This window comes from Micrococcaceae bacterium Sec5.7 (assembly GCA_039636785.1).
GTDB lineage: Bacteria > Actinomycetota > Actinomycetes > Actinomycetales > Micrococcaceae > Arthrobacter.
The window spans coordinates 1293153-1311395 of the sequence record CP144169.1 but is presented as its reverse complement, the minus strand read 5'-3'; the positions used below and the strand labels follow the sequence as shown (position 1 = coordinate 1311395).

Genomic DNA, 18243 nt, shown 5'->3' with positions numbered 1-18243 from the left:
TCAGGACTGTGCTAAGGACTGCTCCCTGGCAAGCCTTTCCAGCGCGGCAAACGCAATTTTTCGGTCTGTGGTGGGCCAGAACGGCGGCAGTGCCGCCCGGAGGAATCCGCCGTAGCGTTCCGTGGACAGGCGGGAATCCAGTACCGCCACCACACCCCTGTCCCCCGTGGAACGGATGAGCCTTCCTGCGCCCTGGGCCAGCCTGATGGCAGCGTGCGTGGCGGAAACGGACATAAAACCGTTGCCTCCGGCCTGCGCAACGGCGCGTGAACGCGCTGTCATCAGCGGATCGTCCGGTCGCGGAAACGGGATGCGGTCAATGACCACCAGCCGGCAGGAACCGCCGGGAACGTCCACACCCTGCCACAGCGACATGGTGCCGAACAGGCAGGTATCGGGTTCGTCGGCAAACTGCTTCACAAGGGAAGTCATCGTGGAGTCACCCTGGCAGAGAATACTGACGTCGAGGCGTGGGCGCATGGCCTCGGCGGCGTCTTCGGCGGCCCTCCGCGACGAAAAGAGACACAGTGCCCCGCCGCCGGATGCACGGATCAGCGCTTCGAGTTCATCAAGTGCGTCGGGAGAGGTGCCCCGGCCAGGCTTGGGCAAGTGCCCGGCCACGTACAGAATGCCCTGCTTGGGGTAATCGAACGGTGAGCCGACGTCGATGCCCGTCCACCTCGGAGCTCCGTCGCCCACCAGCCCCAGGCCCCCTGCTAGCGGTTCAAAGGCTGAGCCAATGGCCAGAGTGGCTGAGGTCAGCACTACGGTGTGTCCGGCAAACAGGCCCTCCCGGAGGCGGCCCGCCACGCTGAGCGGGGCCACATTGATGAGCGCAGGAGACGTTTCGTCGGGTTGCGAGTAACCCTGTTGCGGGTCAAAGGTACTGTTCCGGGAAAACCACACCACTTCACGGTTTTCCCGAGCGGCGATCAGCCGCTCGCACAGCTCCAGAATCACCAGAAGACGTGAACGTGCCAGTTGCCTCCCGCCGTCGGCTGTGTTTGCACTGTCCCCCTTGGAATCGGACAGCGCTGCCCTGGAGGCTTCGCGGAGCTGGTCAACGCAGTCGAGCTGTTCGTCATTGAGCCCGTTGGGCAGGAGCCCGCTGGCCACCCCGGCCAGGGCGAGCTCCAGGTTGGCGGCCGCAGCGTTGAGGGCGTCCACGGTGATGCCTGTATTCTTCCGGGCACCGGACGCGGCGGCTTGGACCATGGCCACGGAGAGCTGGCCGGAGACAGCCCCGGTCACACGGTCCTGCAGCTCGTGGGCCTCGTCAACCACAACAACGTCGTACTCAGGCAGGACGGCAAGCCCTTCGAACGCGCTGACGGCCAGCATGGCATGGTTGGTCACCACAACATCGGCCTCGGCTGCATTCTGCCGCGCAAGTTCGCTGAAACACTCCGCCGCGAGGGGACACTTCTGCGCCCCGAGGCACTCCATGGATGTGACCGACACCTGGCGCCAGGCACGGTCCGTCACACCCGGCAGGAGTTCGTCGCGGTCTCCGCTGGCTGTCTTTTCGGCCCATTCGCGCAGCCGGACAACCTCCTTCCCGAACTGCGACGACGGACCCCCGATGGCTGCCGCGAAATGCGGGACACTGGTGTCCTCACCCAGGGAAAACAGTTGGCCTTCCGAGGGCTCCTCAGAGGGGAAGCCGCCTTCAACCTTGTGCCTGCAGACATAGTTGGAGCGTCCTTTGACGAGCGCTATCTTCACAGGCCTTTCGAGCGCCGGCGTGATGGTCTCCAGCAACCGGGGAAGATCCCGTCCGACGATCTGTGTCTGGAGTGCCAGGGTGGCGGTGGACACCAGAGTGGGTTTGTCGCTGACCAGTGAATGCGCAATAAGCGGAATCAGGTAGGCCAACGACTTACCCGTGCCTGTGCCTGCCTGCACCAGCAGGTGGTCGCCGGTTTCGATCGCCCGTGCTACCTGCCTGGCCATCTCATGCTGGCCGCTGCGGCTCTGGCCACCCATGCCGGCAACGGCCCGGTCGAGCAGCTCAATCACGAACTGCTCGCCTGCCGAGCCTTCGATTTCCCCCGCCACCAGCTCAGTCATTGCTGATGAATGATTCCAGTTCAGCCGCGAGGCCCTCCCTGACCATAACCACGGCGCGGGTGCCGTTTTCTTCGTGATCCAGGCTGAGGATCTCTGCATCGGCGTCGTGGATCTTACTGATCAGATCACCGCGGTCGTAAGGGATGAGCAGCTCCAGTTTGACGCCGGGCCTGGGAATGGCTTCGCTGATAGCCTTGAGCAGTTCCGCGATTCCCTGTCCCGTTCGGGCAGACACCACAACATGGCGCGGTTCGCGCTGCTTAAGCCGCTCCACCACAAACGGATCAGCGGCATCCACCTTGTTCAGTACGATGATCTCGGGGACCTTGCGTGCATCCACTTCGCTGAAAACGGCGCGGACGGCAGCGATCTGACCTTCCGGATCCGGGTGCGAGGCGTCCACGACGTGCAGGATGAGGTCCGAATCAGCCACTTCCTCCAGCGTGGACCGGAATGCCTCCACCAGCTGGGTGGGAAGCGACCGGACAAATCCCACGGTGTCAGCCAGGGTGTAGCCAAGTCCGTCCGCGGTCTCAGCTTTGCGGACGGTGGGGTCAAGGGTGGCGAACAGCGCGTTTTCGACCAAGACCCCGGCGTCGGTGAGCCTGTTCAGGAGCGAGGATTTTCCGGCGTTGGTATAACCGGCAATGGCCACTGACGGAACTGAATTTCGACGGCGGTTGGCCCGTTTGGTCTCGCGAGCCGGCTTCATTGCGGCTATCTCGCGCCGCAGCTTGGCCATGCGGGTGCGGATCCGGCGCCTGTCCAGCTCGATCTTGGTTTCACCGGGGCCACGTGAGCCCATGCCGGCGCCCGCGCCGCCCACCTGGCCACCGGCCTGGCGGGACATGGATTCGCCCCAGCCGCGCAGGCGCGGCAGGAGGTATTCCAGCTGTGCCAGCTCAACCTGCGCCTTGCCTTCACGGCTCTTGGCATGCTGCGCAAAGATGTCCAGAATCAGTGCTGTGCGGTCAATGACCTTGACCTTGACGATGTCCTCAAGGCCGCGCCGCTGGGACGGAGCCAGCTCGGCGTCCACCACCACGGTATCCGCCCCCGTGGACGTCACGATCTCTTTGAGTTCCAGCGCTTTGCCTGACCCCAGGAACGTTCCGGGGTCCGGCTTGGCGCGGCGCTGGACCAGTCCGTCAAGGACTTCGGAGCCGGCAGTTTCGGCAAGGGCGGCGAGCTCGCGCAGCGAGTTCTCTGCGTCCGCGAGTGTGCCTTCGCTCCACAACCCGGCAAGGACCACACGTTCCAGTCGCAGCTGCCGGTATTCGACCTCTGTGACATCCTCAAGTTCCGTGGAGAGACCCGCTGTACGGCGCAAGGCGCGGCGTTCTTCCAGGTCCTGCTGATCGCCGTCGTAGCTGGTGTGTTCCTCGTCCAGTCGTGAGATTGCCTGGGCCTTGCCGAACAGGGCCCGCCTGTCCGCGTCCCCTGCGTCGGCGTCCGTACGGGAGACGTTCCTGGCCGGGACATCCTTGGAGAGAATCCGGTCGATGACAGCCTGGATCTCCTCAGGACTCATGTCCTGGGCAGCTGAATCGGACCCGGGGTTGTGCTGGCTGGTCATGGTCTCCTTTGAAGGTTCGGCACCTTCAGAATAGTGCCGATTGTTTGTCTGTGGTGCGGTATTCGCGCTGGGCTGATGACTATTGGTCATCCAGGCCTCCTGAAGTGCCTGCGGCAGCCGTGCTGAGGCAGGAAGAAGTGGTTCCGAAATTGGAAATGAGTGTGACGGGCGCCTAATGGCGCACTGAGCGGAAGGTGATTACCTGCGTCGCTGCGGGACGGGGCTGTGCCCGGTCCGGCTACTCAAAAATCATGAACATGCCTTCAAGATTAGCAGACGGCCATCCCGCTGGTTTCCCTTCGGGCCCGAGGCCAACTAATCTGGCCAGTTATGGAGTCTGCACACTATTTCAGCGCATCGCCCGCAGGGCCCTTCACCCGCAAGTCGCTGACCGTGGAACTGGCTGGTGAAAAGCGGAGGCTGCAGACGTCGTCGGGCATCTTCAGCCCTGACGGAATCGACAAGGGAACCGCAGTGCTGCTCGCCGATGCTCCTGCTCCCTCGCCGAAGGGCAATCTCCTGGACGTCGGCTGCGGCTGGGGTCCGATCGCCCTTACCATGGCTCTCCGAGCTCCCCATGCACGTGTCTATGCCGTGGATGTCAATGAGCGCTGCGTAACGCTGACCAATGAAAATGCCGCTTTACTGGGGCTTGACCACCTCACAGCCAGCACGCCGGAGGCGGTGGATCCGGAGGTGCGTTTCGACACAATCTGGTCCAACCCACCCATCCGGATCGGCAAGGATGAGCTGCATTCGCTGCTGAAGCTGTGGCTGCCCCGGCTGGCAGCTGGAGGTTCCGCCTGGCTGGTGGTCCAGAAGAACCTGGGCGCGGATTCCCTTCAGCGCTGGCTGGCCGAGGAATTGGACGAGTCGTTCACCGTCAGCCGCGAAAGCACGTCAAAATCATTCAGGATCCTGCGCGTCAGGAAAGCGTCCCGCTAGCCACGATCACCGCGGGCCCGCTCAGTTCAACATGTTCGCGGCCGGCCGCCCCGGGAAAGAATTTAACGCCGACGACGCCGCCAGGAACGTTAATGTGCCAGGCATCCGGTGCGCTGGTCCCCGCCCAGTGACGGGTCGCCACGGCTGCAGCGCAGGCTCCGGTGCCGCACGACTGGGTTTCGCCCACGCCCCGCTCGTGGACGCGCATGGTGACTGTTCCCACGCCGTCGTTGACCAGCGGCTCGGCCGGCACCACAAATTCCACGTTGGTGCCGTTGGCGGGCACGGGATCGACGACCGGCGCCGTGAACAGCCGTGTTGCCTCCAGCTCGGACAACTCCGCCAGGGCCACCACAGTGTGGGGGTTGCCCATGCTGACGGACAGCGCCGGACGCGGGACTTCCAGGCCGTCGGCGGTGACGAGTGAGTCCATGGCCTTGGCGGCTGCGTCACCCGGGAAGATGAACTCCCACGGCCCCATATCCACAGCATAGCCGTCGCCGGTGCGGACAACGGACTTGATTCCGGCCCGGGTGCCGATGTTCAGAGAGCCGCCGGCCGGAAGCTTCACCAGTCCTTCGGCGATCAGGAAATGCACAAACACCCGGACACCGTTGCCGCACATTTCCGACAGTGAGCCGTCTCCGTTGCGGTAGTCCATGAACCATTCGGCGTCCGGACTGGCTGCCAGGAGTTCCTGGCCCTCGGGGAGGAGGCGCGACGGCACGGCGCGGATCAGGCCGTCTCCGCCGATTCCGCGGTGCCGGTCGCAGAGCGCGGCGACCTGGCCTGCTGTGATCGTGTGGATGCCTTCAGGATCCGCGATGAGAACAAAGTCATTGCCCGTTCCATGCCCCTTCGAGAAGCGGAGACCGCTCAGGTCAGAGTCGGTTCGCGCAGGGGTCGCTTCGAGGGTCTCATCCATGGTTCAAGGTTACCGGCATGCCGGGGCTGCCCGGGAAATCAGCGGCCGACTGCAGCGGCGTCGGTGGGGGCGGTGTCCGTGGCAGCGGCGCTGGGGCAGCGGCGCAGGGCGAACAAGTCAGTGGCAGAGCGCGGCTGCTTTGGCGACCAGTTCCGGGTCCTGCCAGTCCAGCCAGTGGATCCGGGGGTCAGCGCGGAACCAGGTCAGCTGCCGCCTGGCGAACTGCCTGGTGGCTACAATCGTTTCCTCCGCGGCCTGCCCCGCATCGGATTCGCCGTCCAGCACTCGGAGGAACTGGGCATAGCCCAGCGCACGCGGTGCGGTCCTGCCGCGGCGCAGACCGGCCGCATCAAGCCGCTTCACTTCCGCGAGCAGCCCGTTGCTGACCATCCCATGGACGCGATGGGCCAGTCGTTCGCGCAGCAACTCCCGGTCCACCTCAAGCCCGATCTGGACCGCCGGCTGGTAATAATCGCGTCCGGGCATAAACGAGCTGAACGGGCGGCCCGTCAGTTCAAAAACTTCCAGGGCGCGAATCACTCTGCGGGAGTCCGCGACTCTACCGGCGGACACGGGATCGACTGCCCGCAGCCTGTCGATCAGTGGCGCGGGGCCAGCTGACTCCAGCTCGGCTTCAAGCCTGGTCCGGATGTCCGGATCCGTGCCGGGGAAATCGAGGACATCCAGTGCTGCGCGGACATAGAGTCCGGATCCGCCCGCAAGGATTGCACGCTTGCCCCGGCCGTGGATGTCAGCAATTGCGGTTCGGGCCTGCTTCTGGAAATCCGAGACGCTGGCTTCCTCAGTCACGTCGAGCGTATCCAGCATGCGGTGCGGTACTCCCCTGCGCTCGGCCAGACTGATTTTTGCCGTGCCGATGTCCATACCGCGGTAGAACTGCATGGAGTCGGCGTTGATCACTTCGCCGTCCAGCTGGAGCGCCAGCTCCACGGCGAGGTCCGACTTTCCCGAGCCGGTTGGCCCCACCACGGCTATGACGGGCGGCGGTGCCTGCCTGTCAGCGGCCACTGCTTCAGAGGGCACGAAGAGGCAAAGAAGGCATACCCAGCGAAACGCCGGCCTTCCGGGCGTTGTTGCCGGCGCCGCCGGGCACCGGCGCGCCGCAGGAATCGGCCAGCGACCTGTCCCAGGCGTCGCCTGCACGGGACCGCCTGAGCGTGTAATCGGCAACCGTGGGATCGGCGACCAGATGGAAGGACGCCGCATCGGTGATGGTGACTGTCACCAAATCGCCTGGGCGGGGAGCCTGGGCGCCTTCAGGGACTGAGAAATGTACCAGCCGCTGGTCCCGGGAACGGCCGGACAACCGGTGCGTTTCCTCAGCCTTCCGGCCCGACTGCGCAGTGACCATAACTTCGACCCGGCGACCGAGCTGCGTTGCATTCTCTTCGGCGGCGATGCGGTCCTGCAAAGCGGTCAGCCGTTCAAACCGCTCCTGGACAACTGCCTTGGGGAGCTGATCCGGGAGGTCCGCCGCGGGCGTGCCGGGCCGCTTGGAGTACTGGAACGTGAAGGCGGTGGCAAAACGGGACTTTTCCACGACGTCGAGCGTTGCCTGGAAGTCCTCTTCCGTCTCGCCTGGAAAGCCCACAATGATGTCCGTGGAAATGGCAGCGTGCGGAATCTTCTCGCGCACCTTGTCCAGGATCCCGAGGAACTTTGTGGAGCGGTAGGACCTCTTCATGTCCTTGAGTACCTTGTCCGAGCCGGATTGAAGCGGCATGTGGAGCTGGGGCATGACGTTGGGGGTTTCGGCCATGGCGTCGATGACGTCGTCGGTGAAAGCTGCCGGGTGGGGGCTGGTAAAGCGCACCCTTTCCAGGCCCGGGATTTCGCCGCAGGCGCGGAGGAGCTTGGAGAACGCCTGGCGATCTCCGAATTCGACGCCGTACGAATTCACGTTTTGGCCCAGGAGCGTCACTTCAATGGCACCGTCGTCGACAAGCGCCTGGATCTCGGCAAGGATGTCGCCGGGCCGGCGGTCTTTCTCCTTGCCCCGGAGCGCCGGGACGATGCAGAACGTACATGTGTTGTTGCAGCCGACCGAGATGGACACCCATCCCGAGTACACGGAGTCCCTCTTGGTGGGCAGCGTGGACGGAAAAACATCCAAAGACTCGAGGATCTCCAGCTGGGCTTCATTGTTGTGCCGTGCCCTGTCCAGAAGCGCCGGCAAAGCCCCCACATTGTGGGTACCGAAGACAGCATCCACCCACGGGGCCTTCTTAAGAATGGTCTCGCGGTCCTTCTGCGCCAGGCAGCCGCCCACGGCTATCTGCATTCCGGGGTTGGCTTCCTTGACCGAGGCCAGCATCCCCAGGTTGCCATAAAGCTTATTGTCAGCGTTTTCCCGCACGGCGCAGGTGTTGAAGACCACTACGTCCGCCTGCTTGCCGTCTGCCGGCACGTAGCCTGCATCCTCGAGCATGCCCGCCATCCGTTCGGAATCGTGCACGTTCATCTGGCATCCGAAAGTACGCACCTGATAGGTGCGGGGCTGCAGCGTGCTGATGTCTGCTGAAGGGATGGTGCCGGCCGCTGGGGAAGGAATGGTCAAACTCACCTGTTAAGGGTACCGGGTCGGGCGGGGCTGTATGCAGCGCGGGCGGTGAAGCCTGTCAACGCCCGGCTGCGGCATCCAGTACCTCGCCTACGATCCGGAACGCATGCGAGGGCTGATAACCCTTGCGTGCCAGCATGGACGCCAGCCGGCGCGTGGTTTTGTCCCGCTCTGCGCGGTCGGGGAAATCAACCCCGGACCTGACTTTACGTTCGACCAGTTGGCGTGCCGCTGATTCCTCGTCCTCGTCGCTGAGCTGTTCCAGGGCGAGAGCCGCGGTGTCGGCATCGATCCCCTTGTCCGCCAGTTCGCGGCGCAGGGCACCTTTGGCGAGCTTGCGGGATTGCGCGCGGTTGCGGACCCACAGCTGTGCAAACTCGGTGTCATCGATAAGCTGAACCTCTTCGAAGCGGTCCAGCACCGACTCTACTACGTCTTCGGGGATACTCCGCTCTGCAAGCTTGCGGGCCAGCTGCAACCGGCTCTTGGGGGAACCGGTCAGCTGCCGCAGCACGATGGCCCGCGCAGCCGAAGCCAGATCGGGTTCGGGATCCGCCACCCCGTCTGAGGCGTCCGCTGGCTCCGCGTCAGGCCCTGTGCCAGCGAATCCTGACCCCGAGCGCCGCCTGCCCCTAGAAACCGTCAACGGCCTTCAGCTTCGGCGTTGCTTCGGTCTCGGCAGCCGGCTTGACGCCCACGCCGAGCTTTTCCTTGATGAGGCGCTCAAGTTCAGTGGCGAGCTCAGGGTTGTCACGCAGGAACCTGCGGGAGTTTTCCATGCCCTGGCCCAGCTGGTCGCCGTCGTAGGTGAACCAGGAACCCGACTTCTTGATGATGCCGTGCTCAACACCCATGTCGATGATGCCGCCCTCGCGGGAGATCCCCAGGCCATAGATGATGTCGAATTCAGCGATCTTGAAGGGCGGGGCCATCTTGTTCTTGACGATCTTGGCCTTGGTACGGTTGCCGACCGAATCAGCGCCTTCCTTCAGCGTCTGGATCCTGCGGACGTCGATACGGATGGAGGCGTAGAACTTCAGAGCCTTGCCACCGGTGGTGGTTTCGGGTGAACCGAAGAAGACACCGATCTTTTCACGGAGCTGGTTGATGAAGATGGCAGTGGTTTTGGTCTGGCTCAGGCGTCCGGTGATCTTACGCAAGGCCTGGCTCATCAGACGGGCCTGGAGGCCAACGTGGCTGTCGCCCATATCGCCTTCGATTTCCGCACGCGGAACCAGAGCAGCCACGGAGTCGATGACAATGACGTCAAGCGAGCCGGAGCCGATGAGCATGTCCATGATTTCCAGCGCCTGCTCGCCGGTGTCCGGCTGGGAAACCAGGAGTGCATCCGTATCCACGCCCAGCTTTGCGGCGTATTCGGGATCGAGTGCATGCTCGGCGTCGATGAAGGCGGCAATGCCGCCCAGGCGCTGGGCGTTGGCTACTGCGTGCAGCGCGACGGTGGTTTTACCCGAAGATTCCGGTCCGTAGATTTCGACGACGCGGCCACGGGGCAGGCCGCCGATTCCCAGAGCCACATCCAAGGCGATGGAACCGGTGGGGATGACCTCAATAGGGGCACGGACTTCATCGCCCAGCCGCATGACGGAACCCTTGCCGAACTGCTTATCAATCTGCGCAAGCGCTGCTTCAAGCGCCTTCTCACGATCCGGGGCTGCCGCCATGGTTCACACCTCTAATGCTTTCTCGCTTTGGAGTGGCCTCAGTGGCCGTCTATTTGTCATCTCTGACGCTAATGGCACGCACCGACATTCTTACCGGATGACATCGGGTATGTGGATAACCCACTGTGAAAAGCATAGCTTTACCCGAACAGATATTCGAACAATCATGCGGCGTGTCAGGACCGCGTGTCAGGACGGGAGCGTCAGTTCCTGACGGGTTTGATGTCGCGGCCCAGGCGCCGCTCCGCCGGAACGTCCTGGACATCGCAGACGGCCAGCCACACGGTGCGGGGATTCACACCGGCCGCGAGGGCCTGGTCAGCGGTCCGGCCGCCGACGCCCGCCAGGACGAGTGAACTACCCAGAACCCGGGAGTAACCTGCCCCGAATTCATCATCCATAAGCCGCCAAAAGTCGCTGATCCGCACCAATAGAGTCTCTCACGGCTGTGGACTCTAGAATGGTTGCCATGAGCAACTCAGCTGACGTCCCCGGTGGCCATGGTTCCGCCGATGACACTGTCGATGCGGCACTGAAGACGGTGGAGCACCAGATCAGTCTCTTCTGGCGCCGGGCACGCTCAGTGTCCCATCAGCTATCCCGTGAGGTCCACCCGGACATGGAGCCGGCGGCGTATGGCCTCCTCACGGTGATCCGGAGGGAAGGGCCCATCAGGCTGACCGATCTGGCATTGTGCATCGGAGTGGGCAAGCCCTCCGTCAGCCGCCAGATCGCGTTTCTGGAGAGTATAGGTCTGGTGTTCAAGGAGGCAGACCCCCTGGACGGGCGTGCCCAGTCCATCAGGCTCACGCCCAAAGGTGAAGAGAAGATGCACCAGGTCCAGGATGCCCGCCGCCAGGTTTTCCGTGAGCGTCTGGGCGAATGGCCGGTTGCGGACCTTCAGACCCTGGCCGAATACATGGCCAAGCTCAACGCGACGTACGAACGCGACGGCTTCCCCAAAGACGGTACGCCCTAAGGGGCTCCGCACCGTAGCCATCAGCTGACACAACAAAAGCCTCCGGCGAAGTGCCGGAGGCTTTTGCGATAAGTTCTGGCCTTAAGGTTACCGGGCTCCTGAGAGCAGGCCCTTGGCGAGTTCATTGTTGAGTTCAACGTTGAGGTCGCGATCAAGATCACGGCCGTAGCGCTGGGAGAATTCCTGCGGCACGGTGTCCGGAACGGCTACGCCTTCAGCGATGGCAACGCGGTCGCTGACTTCACGGAGCATGCTGGACAAAGGAACATCCAGGGCCGAGCAGATCGAGGACAACAGTTCTGAGGATGCTTCCTTCTGGCCGCGCTCCACTTCGCTCAGGTACCCCAGGGATACACGGGCGCTGTGCGAGACTTCGCGGAGTGTACGCCCCTGACGCTGGCGGACATCGCGCAGTACATCACCAATTTCGTGACGAAGTACAACCATCTTGCGCCCCTTCTGTTCGCTCTTGGCCTGATCGGCGAGGCCCACATCCTTCCAGCGGACAACGCCGTTAACGGATACGGGCTGCTTTACCATCTGTATCGCCTTGCTCCCTCGTTAGTCCGATTCACCGTGGGGCGAACCGTTGTGATCTTTTCATCCTAGGCGCCTCCAGGATCCGGAGGCGACACAATGTAACAACTATCGGTACCGGGGATTTGTTCCCGGCAGCTTTACGCCCGGTAGCCCGGAGAAGATAGAGCTTCGAGAAGGCGGTCCAGGGCGGCCGCACAGGCGTGTGCCCTGATCTCGGCCCGGGTTCCTTCGAAGGCGTATGGGAAAGACATGGATCCTTCAGCAGTTGCGATGCCGATAAACACCGTACCCACACCCTTGCCGTCGTGTTCTTCGGGCCCGGCGACACCCGTGGTTGAGACCCCGATGTCCGCGACGCAGACCTTCCGGACACCGGCCGCCATCGCCGCAGCGACATCGCCGTCCACGGAGCCGACGGCGTCAAGCAGCCGGCGGGATACGCCAAGGACGTCTGCTTTGACGGAGTTCTGGTAGGACACCACTCCGCCCTGCAGTATGGCGGAAGCGCCCGGCGTGTCAGCCAGCATGGCGGCCACCATGCCGGCGGTAAGGGATTCCGCCGTGGCCACCGTCAGGCCCCGCTCCACGGCACTTTTCACTGTTTCTTCGGCAATGCGGTGCAGATTTGTCATGGCTTCTCCTGTGCTTCCGGACGCTGTGCTTCGTACTGACGGGCACGTTTGCCCTGGGATCGGAGCTTGAGTGCTTCCACCACATATTCGACGCCGGTCCACACCGTGATCAGGACCGCAACCAGCATGACCGCGAGTGCTACCCAGGCCAGCCAGGGGGCGAGGCCGCCAAACGGCAGCAGGTAGAGCAGGATGGCCGCAGTCTGGACGACGGTCTTGAGCTTTCCACCGCGTGAGGCCGGGATCACGCCGTAGCGGATCACGAAGAAACGCAGAGCCGTGATGCCCCATTCGCGGACCAGAATCACCAGCGTGATCCACCAAGGCAGCTCATTCAGAACGGACAGCATGACCAGGGCAGAGCCGATCAGCAACTTGTCCGCGATCGGATCGGCAATTTTACCGAAATCGGTAACCAGTCCCCTGCTGCGGGCGATGTCGCCGTCGAGCTTGTCCGTGTAAATCGCGACGGCGAACGCCGCCACAGCGGCCCACCGCCAGATACCTGACTCGCTCTCCAGACCCGGCGCATCCGCGAGGAGGAACCAGACGAAGAACGGCACCAGCACAATGCGCAGCATGGTGAGGATATTTGGCAGATTCCAGATTCCGGAATTGCCGGAGCCGGCCGCGGTTGCTTCGGTGCTAGTCACCCTCTTAGGCTACCGCCCGGTGAGTGACCAGGCGTCCTCGGATCCGTCGTCGTCCTCGCCTGAGTTTCCGGTGGTGCCATCGGCGCCGTCGTAATATTCCACAGCCTTGCTGCGGCTCTCCAGGTCCGTTGCCACGAGATCCTCTGCGTAGCCGCCCTGGGCGATGTTTGAGTTGGCGTTGTCGCTGAGGGCTGCGGTCTGCGAATCCGGCGCTGCAGGCGCTTCCTGACCCTTCATGGCCGCAAGCACCGCCGCAAGGTCATCAGGCTTGACCAGAACATCGCGGGCCTTGGAACCTTCGGACGGGCCCACCACTCCCCTGGATTCAAGCAGGTCCATCAGGCGGCCGGCCTTGGCGAAGCCGACCCGCAGCTTGCGCTGCAGCATGGAGGTGGAGCCGAACTGGGTGGTCACCACCAGCTCCGTGGCCTGCAGCAGGACATCGAGATCGTCTCCGATGTCGTCGTCGATCTGTTTCTTCGGCGCCTCAACGGCAACGTCGTCGCGGTAGACAGCCTGCAGCTGCCCCTTGACATGCTCCACAACCCTGTGGATCTCGGACTCGGTGACCCAGGCTCCCTGAACACGCATGGCCTTGGAGGCACCCATGGGCAGGAACAGCGCGTCGCCCTGCCCGATCAGTTTTTCCGCCCCTGGCTGGTCCAGCACCACGCGTGAGTCCGTGACGGAGGAGGTGGCGAACGCCATCCGGGATGGCACGTTCGCCTTGATCAGGCCGGTGACAACGTCCACGGACGGCCGCTGGGTGGCAAGCACCAGGTGGATGCCGGCGGCGCGGGCCAGCTGGGTGATACGGACAATGGAATCCTCGACGTCGCGCGGGGCCACCATCATCAGGTCCGCGAGCTCATCCACAATCACCAGGAGGTACGGGTAAGGGCGGATGACACGCTTGGAGTCCCTGGGCGGCTGCACCTTGCCGGCACGCACCGCCTTGTTGAAGTCGTCAATGTGTTTGAATCCGTAGTTGGCGAGGTCATCATAGCGGGCATCCATTTCGCGGACCACCCACTGCAATGCCTCGGCGGCTTTCTTGGGGTTGGTGATGATGGGCGTGATCAGGTGCGGGACGCCTTCGTATGCCGTCAGTTCCACGCGTTTGGGGTCCACCATGACCATGCGGACCTCGTCGGGGGTCGCGCGCATCAGGATCGAGGTGATCATGGCATTCACGAACGCAGACTTACCGGCACCGGTGGCACCGGCCACCAGGAGGTGCGGCATTTTGGCGAGGTTCGCCACGACGTAGCCGCCCTCAACGTCCTTGCCGACACCGATCACCATGGGGTGCTCCGTACGGCGGGCATTCTGGCTCCGGAGCACATCGCCCAGTGACACGGTCTCGCGGTCCGTGTTGGGGATCTCGATGCCGATCGCGGACCGTCCGGGGATGGGGCTCAGGATGCGCACGTCCGAGCTGGCGACGGCATAGGAGATGTTCTTGGACAGCGCCGTGACGCGTTCCACCTTGGTGCCCGGGGACAGTTCGATTTCGTACCGCGTCACGGTGGGGCCGCGGCTGAAGCCGGTGACCTGCGCCTCTACATTGAACTGGTTCAGGGTCTCGGTCAGCGACGCGACAATCGCATCGTTGGCCTCGGTGCGCTCCTTGGGGATGGAACCGGGAGTCAGGACGTCCGACGACGGCAACGTGTACGTGACGTCGCCTGCCAGCGAGAGCTGCTCCGTGCGCTGGGGAATGGGGGTGGGCAGGGGCGGGGCGGTCACGGGCCGGGCCGGCACATGGGGGGCCGCTGGGGCCGGGGTTCCGGCAACCGCGTTCAGGGAACCGGCGGCCACCATGCCCGGAGTCACCAGCGGGATGGCCTCCGTTGCACCCTCCGGCGCCTTGGCGCCAAGGCCCTGGGAGGTTTTGATCTTCTCGACGGCGATCTCGGCCCGGGTGGGCCGGCGCACGCCTGGTGCCACGGAGCTGGATCCATTACCGGCCGGGGCGTCGTCGTCAATGACTGCATGTTCGAAGGCTTCATCACCCACATAGGCTTCCAGGCCGGCGTCGGCGTCCTTGCCGAAAAGGCGCATGCGCTTCTTCTTTTTCGGCGCGGCGGAAGCTTCGTTTTCGAAGAGGTAACTGCGGTCGTGGCGGTCGTCGCTTTCGCCCGGCTCCTGGAGGTCGATGCCCATCAGGTGTTCGTAAGCGCCGCGGAGCCGCCTGGGAATGGCACCGAAAGGGGTGGCGGTGATGATCAGCAGCGATACAAACGCGAGCAGCCCGTACACGGCAACAGGGACCGCCGCATGGATTGCAGCCAGCGGCGCCGCCGCCAGGTAACCCAGCATGCCGCCTGCCTGCCGGAGCCCGCCGAACCCCTGTGCCACCGTGGGCTGGCCGCCGATGATGTGGGCCAGCCCGCAGCCGGCGAAGGTCATGATGAGGAAGCCTATGCCGATGCGGTTGTTCCCGCGGCCGTCCGCCGGCTGGCGGAACAGCCTCAAGGCGCAGACGAACAGCATGAGTGGCAGCAGGAGGGACATCCAGCCGAACGTTCCGTTAACGATGCCGTAGACGGTGTCCGGGAACCAGCCCTTCAGGCCCCACCATGCGAAGGTTGCAACAAAAACACCGAGCGCCAGATTGAACAGCGCCGCGCCGTCGCGGCGGTCCTCTGCGGCGAGGTCGCTGACGTCATGGCCGATCCGGCGGATGCCGCCGCCCACCAGATGTCCGATGCCCAGCCAGGTACCCCCGGCGACCCTCAGCAACCAGGGCTGCCGTGGTTCAACGGCGGCGAGCTTCCGGGTGCGGGCGGTGCCGGATGAACCACCCGGCCGGCTAGTTTTGGACGCGGCCGGGCCGGAGCCCCTGCTGGCGGAGCTGCCTGATTTACCGCTGGAGTTGCCTCTAGGCGCGGACGAAGTACGTGTGGCCATACCCGCCACGGTACCCGAACGCGCGCTCAAATCCGCGGATTTCCGGGCTATCAGCGGCTGTGTTCAGCTTCGGCTGGCAGCCAGCCGGCCGCCTCAGGCCTCGAGAACCACCGGAATGATCATGGGCTTGCGGCGCAGCTTCCGGTTGACCCAGGTACCCACCACGCGGCGGACAACCTGCTGCAACTGGTGCGTGGTGTGGTCCGTGCGGTTGAGCACGGCTTCCTCAAGCGCTGCGTTGATCCTGGGGATGATTTCATCGAAGACGGAATCATCCTCGGCAACACCCCGCGCGTGGATTTCCGGCCCGGAGACCACTTTGCCCGTGGTCCGGTTGATGACCGTGATGATGGAGATGAAGCCTTCATCGCCGAGGACCTGGCGGTCCTTCAGATCGGCGTCGGTGATTTCCCCGACGCTTGACCCGTCGACGTACACGAACCCCACCTCAACCTGACCCACGACGTCGGCTTGGTGGTCCCGGAGGTCGATCACGGTGCCGTTGTCCGCGAGAACAATGTTTTCGTCGGGAACACCGGACTCCAGCGCAATTTTACCGTTGGCGATCAGGTGCCGCGTTTCACCGTGAACCGGCATGGCGTTGATCGGCTCCAGGATGTTGTAGCAGTACAGCAGCTCACCTGCGGCGGCGTGGCCGGATACATGGACCTTGGCGTTGCCCTTGTGGATAACGTCCGCGCCGAGCTTCAACAGCCCGTTGATGATGCGGTAGACCGCGTTCTCGTTGCCCGGAATCAGGCTTGAAGCCAGAATGACGGTATCGCCATCGCCCACCACCACCCGGTGGTCGCCGTTGGCCATCCGGGACAGTGCCGCCATCGGCTCCCCCTGGGAGCCAGTGGACATCAGCACCACACGGTTGTCCGGCAGGTTGTCGATGTTCTTGATGTCCACCAGAATGCCGTCCGGCACATCGAGGTAGCCCAGCTTGGAGGCGATGGCCATGTTACGGACCATGGAGCGGCCTACAAAAGCCACCTTGCGGTTGTGTTTGACCGCAGCATCGAGCACCTGCTGGACACGGTGGACGTGCGAGGAGAAGGACGCCACGATGATGCGCTTGGTGGCCTGGCCGAAGAGCCGGTCAAGCGTGGGCCCGATTTCCTTTTCGGCAGTGGTGAAGCCCGGTACATCGGCATTGGTGGAGTCCGACATGAAAAGATCCACACCCTCTTCGCCCAGCCGTGCAAAGTGGCGGAGATCCGTGATGCGGCCATCAAGCGGCAGCTGGTCCATCTTGAAGTCGCCGGTGTGCAACACGGTGCCGCCCGCGGTGCGGATGAACACGGCCAAGGCGTCGGGGATCGAGTGGTTGACGGCCACGAATTCACATTCGAAGGGGCCGAACTTCTCCACCTGTCCTTCGGCGACGGTGAGGGTGTAGGGCTTGATCCGGTGTTCCTGAAGCTTGGCTTCAATGAGCGCCAGCGTCAGCTGCGATCCCACCAGGGGGATGTCGTTGCGCAGCCGGAGCAGGTAGGGAACGGCGCCGATGTGGTCTTCGTGACCGTGGGTCAGGACGACGGCCACAATGTCGTCAAGCCGGTTCTCGATGTAGGAGAAATCGGGCAGGATCAGGTCCACGCCGGGCTGGGTTTCCTCAGGGAACAGGACACCGCAGTCCACCACGAGCAGTTTGCCGTCGATTTCGAAGACAGCCATGTTGCGGCCGATTTCCCCGAGCCCGCCCAGCGGAACAATCCGCAGGGTGCCCTTGGGGAGGCGGGGCGGCGTGACAAGGCCGGGAAGGGCGATTTGGGTCATAATGCACTACTTTCCAGGCGGAAGGGCGCCGGTCTTTGCCCTCAGGAAAAGACCAGCCCTGCTTCCGCCAAATCCTCGCGGATGATTTCGATCTCGGCTTCGCCCGGCTCCACGAGGGGCAAACGGACAACCGAGTTGGGCAGGACTCCCTGCCACTTAAGAACCTGCTTGGCAGCTACAGCACCCTGAATGTGGGTCATCACTGCACGGACCACGGGGTCCAGTTCGAAATGTATGGTGCGGGCGGTCGCAAAGTCGCCTGCATGTGCGGCATTGATCATCGCACGGAATTGGCGGGTGGCCACGTGGGCCGTGACGCTGACCAACCCGACGGCGCCTGCCGCCATCCAAGGGAGGGTAAGTCCGTCGTCGCCGGCGTAAACATCCAGATCGGTGTTGGCCATCACCCGCGTGGTTGACGCGAAGTCAGCCTTGGCATCCTTCAGCGCCACGATCAGCGGGTGGTCGGCGAGCCGGATCATGGTTTCGGCAGTGATGGGGACACCGGCGCGGCCGGGGATGTCGTAGATCATAACCGGCAGCTCGGCGGCGTCGGCAATGGCCTCCATGTGTGCCTGGATGCCGGCCTGGCTGGGCTTGTTGTAGTAGGGGGTGACCAGCAACTGGCCGTCCACGCCTGCCCTGGCAGCCCGCCGGGCCATTTCGATGGAGTGCGAGGTGTGGTTGGTGCCCGTTCCGGCAATAACCTTGGCGCGCCCGCCGACCGCTTCCACCACAACGCGGAAAAGGGATTCCTTTTCATCGTCCTCGAGGGTGGATGTTTCACCAGTGGTGCCGGAAATAACCAGTCCGTCGCAGCCGTCGTCGACAAGCTTGCTGGCCAGCTCTGCGGACTTCTTGTAGTCCACTCCACCGTCGGCGCTGAAGGGGGTGACCATTGCGGTCACAAGAGTTCCGAAAGTGTACGAGCGAATGTCAGAGTCAGCCATATGAAAAAC

The 18243-nt window shown here is 63.6% G+C and carries 16 protein-coding genes; 2 read left to right on the top strand and 14 right to left on the bottom strand.

Features of this window, described 5'->3' with window-relative positions; genetic code table 11:
* Positions 1-2070, bottom strand: coding sequence for an ATP-dependent DNA helicase (locus V3C33_06240; GenBank protein XAS68874.1), 2070 nt, complete (start codon positions 2068-2070; stop codon positions 1-3).
* A complete protein-coding gene (gene hflX / locus V3C33_06235) occupies positions 2063-3646 on the bottom strand; it encodes a GTPase HflX (GenBank protein ID XAS68873.1) in 1584 nt (527 codons plus the stop codon). The genes V3C33_06240 and hflX overlap by 8 nt, the downstream gene beginning before the upstream one ends.
* Before the next feature lie 330 nt (positions 3647-3976).
* On the opposite strand from hflX, the gene V3C33_06230 reads away from it, so the two are divergent.
* Positions 3977-4591, top strand: a complete 615-nt coding sequence (locus V3C33_06230; protein ID XAS68872.1) for a methyltransferase — start codon at positions 3977-3979, stop codon at positions 4589-4591.
* Here the strand turns inward: V3C33_06230 and dapF are convergent.
* From dapF to V3C33_06200, 6 genes are all read right to left on the bottom strand, one after another.
* The gene (gene dapF / locus V3C33_06225) at positions 4572-5516 is read right to left on the bottom strand and encodes a diaminopimelate epimerase (protein ID XAS68871.1); all 945 of its coding nucleotides are present in this window, start codon (positions 5514-5516) and stop codon (positions 4572-4574) included. The genes V3C33_06230 and dapF overlap by 20 nt on opposite strands.
* Positions 5517-5633: 117 nt before the next feature.
* A complete protein-coding gene (gene miaA, locus V3C33_06220) occupies positions 5634-6560 on the bottom strand; it encodes a tRNA (adenosine(37)-N6)-dimethylallyltransferase MiaA (protein ID XAS68870.1) in 927 nt (308 codons plus the stop codon).
* The gene (gene miaB / locus V3C33_06215; protein ID XAS68869.1) at positions 6550-8100 is read right to left on the bottom strand and encodes a tRNA (N6-isopentenyl adenosine(37)-C2)-methylthiotransferase MiaB; all 1551 of its coding nucleotides are present in this window, start codon (positions 8098-8100) and stop codon (positions 6550-6552) included. The genes miaA and miaB overlap by 11 nt, the downstream gene beginning before the upstream one ends.
* A gap of 55 nt (positions 8101-8155) precedes the next feature.
* Positions 8156-8656 carry a regulatory protein RecX gene (locus tag V3C33_06210; GenBank protein XAS68868.1) on the bottom strand — a complete coding sequence of 167 codons (501 nt, stop codon included), beginning with the start codon at positions 8654-8656 and terminating at the stop codon, positions 8156-8158.
* 73 nt (positions 8657-8729) lie between these two features.
* On the bottom strand, positions 8730-9782 hold the full coding sequence (recA, locus tag V3C33_06205; protein ID XAS68867.1) for a recombinase RecA: 1053 nt from the start codon (positions 9780-9782) through the stop codon (positions 8730-8732).
* 203 nt (positions 9783-9985) lie between these two features.
* Positions 9986-10210 carry a DUF3046 domain-containing protein gene (locus tag V3C33_06200; protein ID XAS68866.1) on the bottom strand — a complete coding sequence of 75 codons (225 nt, stop codon included), beginning with the start codon at positions 10208-10210 and terminating at the stop codon, positions 9986-9988.
* A 41-nt stretch (positions 10211-10251) separates the two neighbouring features.
* On the opposite strand from V3C33_06200, the gene V3C33_06195 reads away from it, so the two are divergent.
* A complete protein-coding gene (locus V3C33_06195; GenBank protein ID XAS68865.1) occupies positions 10252-10761 on the top strand; it encodes a MarR family transcriptional regulator in 510 nt (169 codons plus the stop codon).
* Positions 10762-10848: 87 nt separating this feature from the next.
* Here the strand turns inward: V3C33_06195 and V3C33_06190 are convergent, their stop codons facing one another.
* The 6 genes from V3C33_06190 to dapA all read right to left on the bottom strand — a co-directional run bounded on the left by V3C33_06190 (position 10849) and on the right by dapA (position 18234).
* Positions 10849-11301 carry a helix-turn-helix transcriptional regulator gene (locus V3C33_06190; protein XAS68864.1) on the bottom strand — a complete coding sequence of 151 codons (453 nt, stop codon included), beginning with the start codon at positions 11299-11301 and terminating at the stop codon, positions 10849-10851.
* Between the two features lie 137 nt (positions 11302-11438).
* Entirely contained in the window at positions 11439-11933 is a 495-nt protein-coding gene (locus V3C33_06185) for a CinA family protein (GenBank protein ID XAS68863.1), read from the bottom strand.
* Entirely contained in the window at positions 11930-12586 is a 657-nt protein-coding gene (gene pgsA / locus V3C33_06180) for a CDP-diacylglycerol--glycerol-3-phosphate 3-phosphatidyltransferase (protein XAS68862.1), read from the bottom strand. Before pgsA ends, V3C33_06185 begins: the two co-directional genes overlap by 4 nt.
* A gap of 9 nt (positions 12587-12595) precedes the next feature.
* On the bottom strand, positions 12596-15499 hold the full coding sequence (locus tag V3C33_06175) for a DNA translocase FtsK 4TM domain-containing protein (protein XAS68861.1): 2904 nt from the start codon (positions 15497-15499) through the stop codon (positions 12596-12598).
* Between the two features lie 93 nt (positions 15500-15592).
* Positions 15593-17284, bottom strand: coding sequence for a ribonuclease J (locus V3C33_06170; protein XAS68860.1), 1692 nt, complete (start codon positions 17282-17284; stop codon positions 15593-15595).
* Positions 17285-17325: 41 nt separating this feature from the next.
* Positions 17326-18234: a 4-hydroxy-tetrahydrodipicolinate synthase gene (gene dapA / locus V3C33_06165; GenBank protein ID XAS68859.1), complete on the bottom strand. Its 909-nt coding sequence runs from the start codon at positions 18232-18234 to the stop codon at positions 17326-17328.
* Positions 18235-18243 lie beyond the last annotated feature (9 nt).

Excerpts from the sequence above, each read along its gene's own strand:
- V3C33_06240 (XAS68874.1), bottom strand. The coding sequence starts at position 2,070 with ATGACTGAGCTGGTGGCGGGGGAAATCGAAGGCTCGGCAGGCGAGCAG.
- hflX (XAS68873.1), bottom strand. The coding sequence starts at position 3,646 with ATGACCAGCCAGCACAACCCCGGGTCCGATTCAGCTGCCCAGGACATG.
- V3C33_06230 (XAS68872.1), top strand. The coding sequence starts at position 3,977 with ATGGAGTCTGCACACTATTTCAGCGCATCGCCCGCAGGGCCCTTCACC.
- dapF (XAS68871.1), bottom strand. The coding sequence starts at position 5,516 with ATGGATGAGACCCTCGAAGCGACCCCTGCGCGAACCGACTCTGACCTG.
- recA (XAS68867.1), bottom strand. The coding sequence starts at position 9,782 with ATGGCGGCAGCCCCGGATCGTGAGAAGGCGCTTGAAGCAGCGCTTGCG.
- V3C33_06195 (XAS68865.1), top strand. The coding sequence starts at position 10,252 with ATGAGCAACTCAGCTGACGTCCCCGGTGGCCATGGTTCCGCCGATGAC.
- V3C33_06190 (XAS68864.1), bottom strand. The coding sequence starts at position 11,301 with ATGGTAAAGCAGCCCGTATCCGTTAACGGCGTTGTCCGCTGGAAGGAT.
- V3C33_06185 (XAS68863.1), bottom strand. The coding sequence starts at position 11,933 with ATGACAAATCTGCACCGCATTGCCGAAGAAACAGTGAAAAGTGCCGTG.
- V3C33_06175 (XAS68861.1), bottom strand. The coding sequence starts at position 15,499 with ATGGCCACACGTACTTCGTCCGCGCCTAGAGGCAACTCCAGCGGTAAA.
- V3C33_06170 (XAS68860.1), bottom strand. The coding sequence starts at position 17,284 with ATGACCCAAATCGCCCTTCCCGGCCTTGTCACGCCGCCCCGCCTCCCC.
- dapA (XAS68859.1), bottom strand. The coding sequence starts at position 18,234 with ATGGCTGACTCTGACATTCGCTCGTACACTTTCGGAACTCTTGTGACC.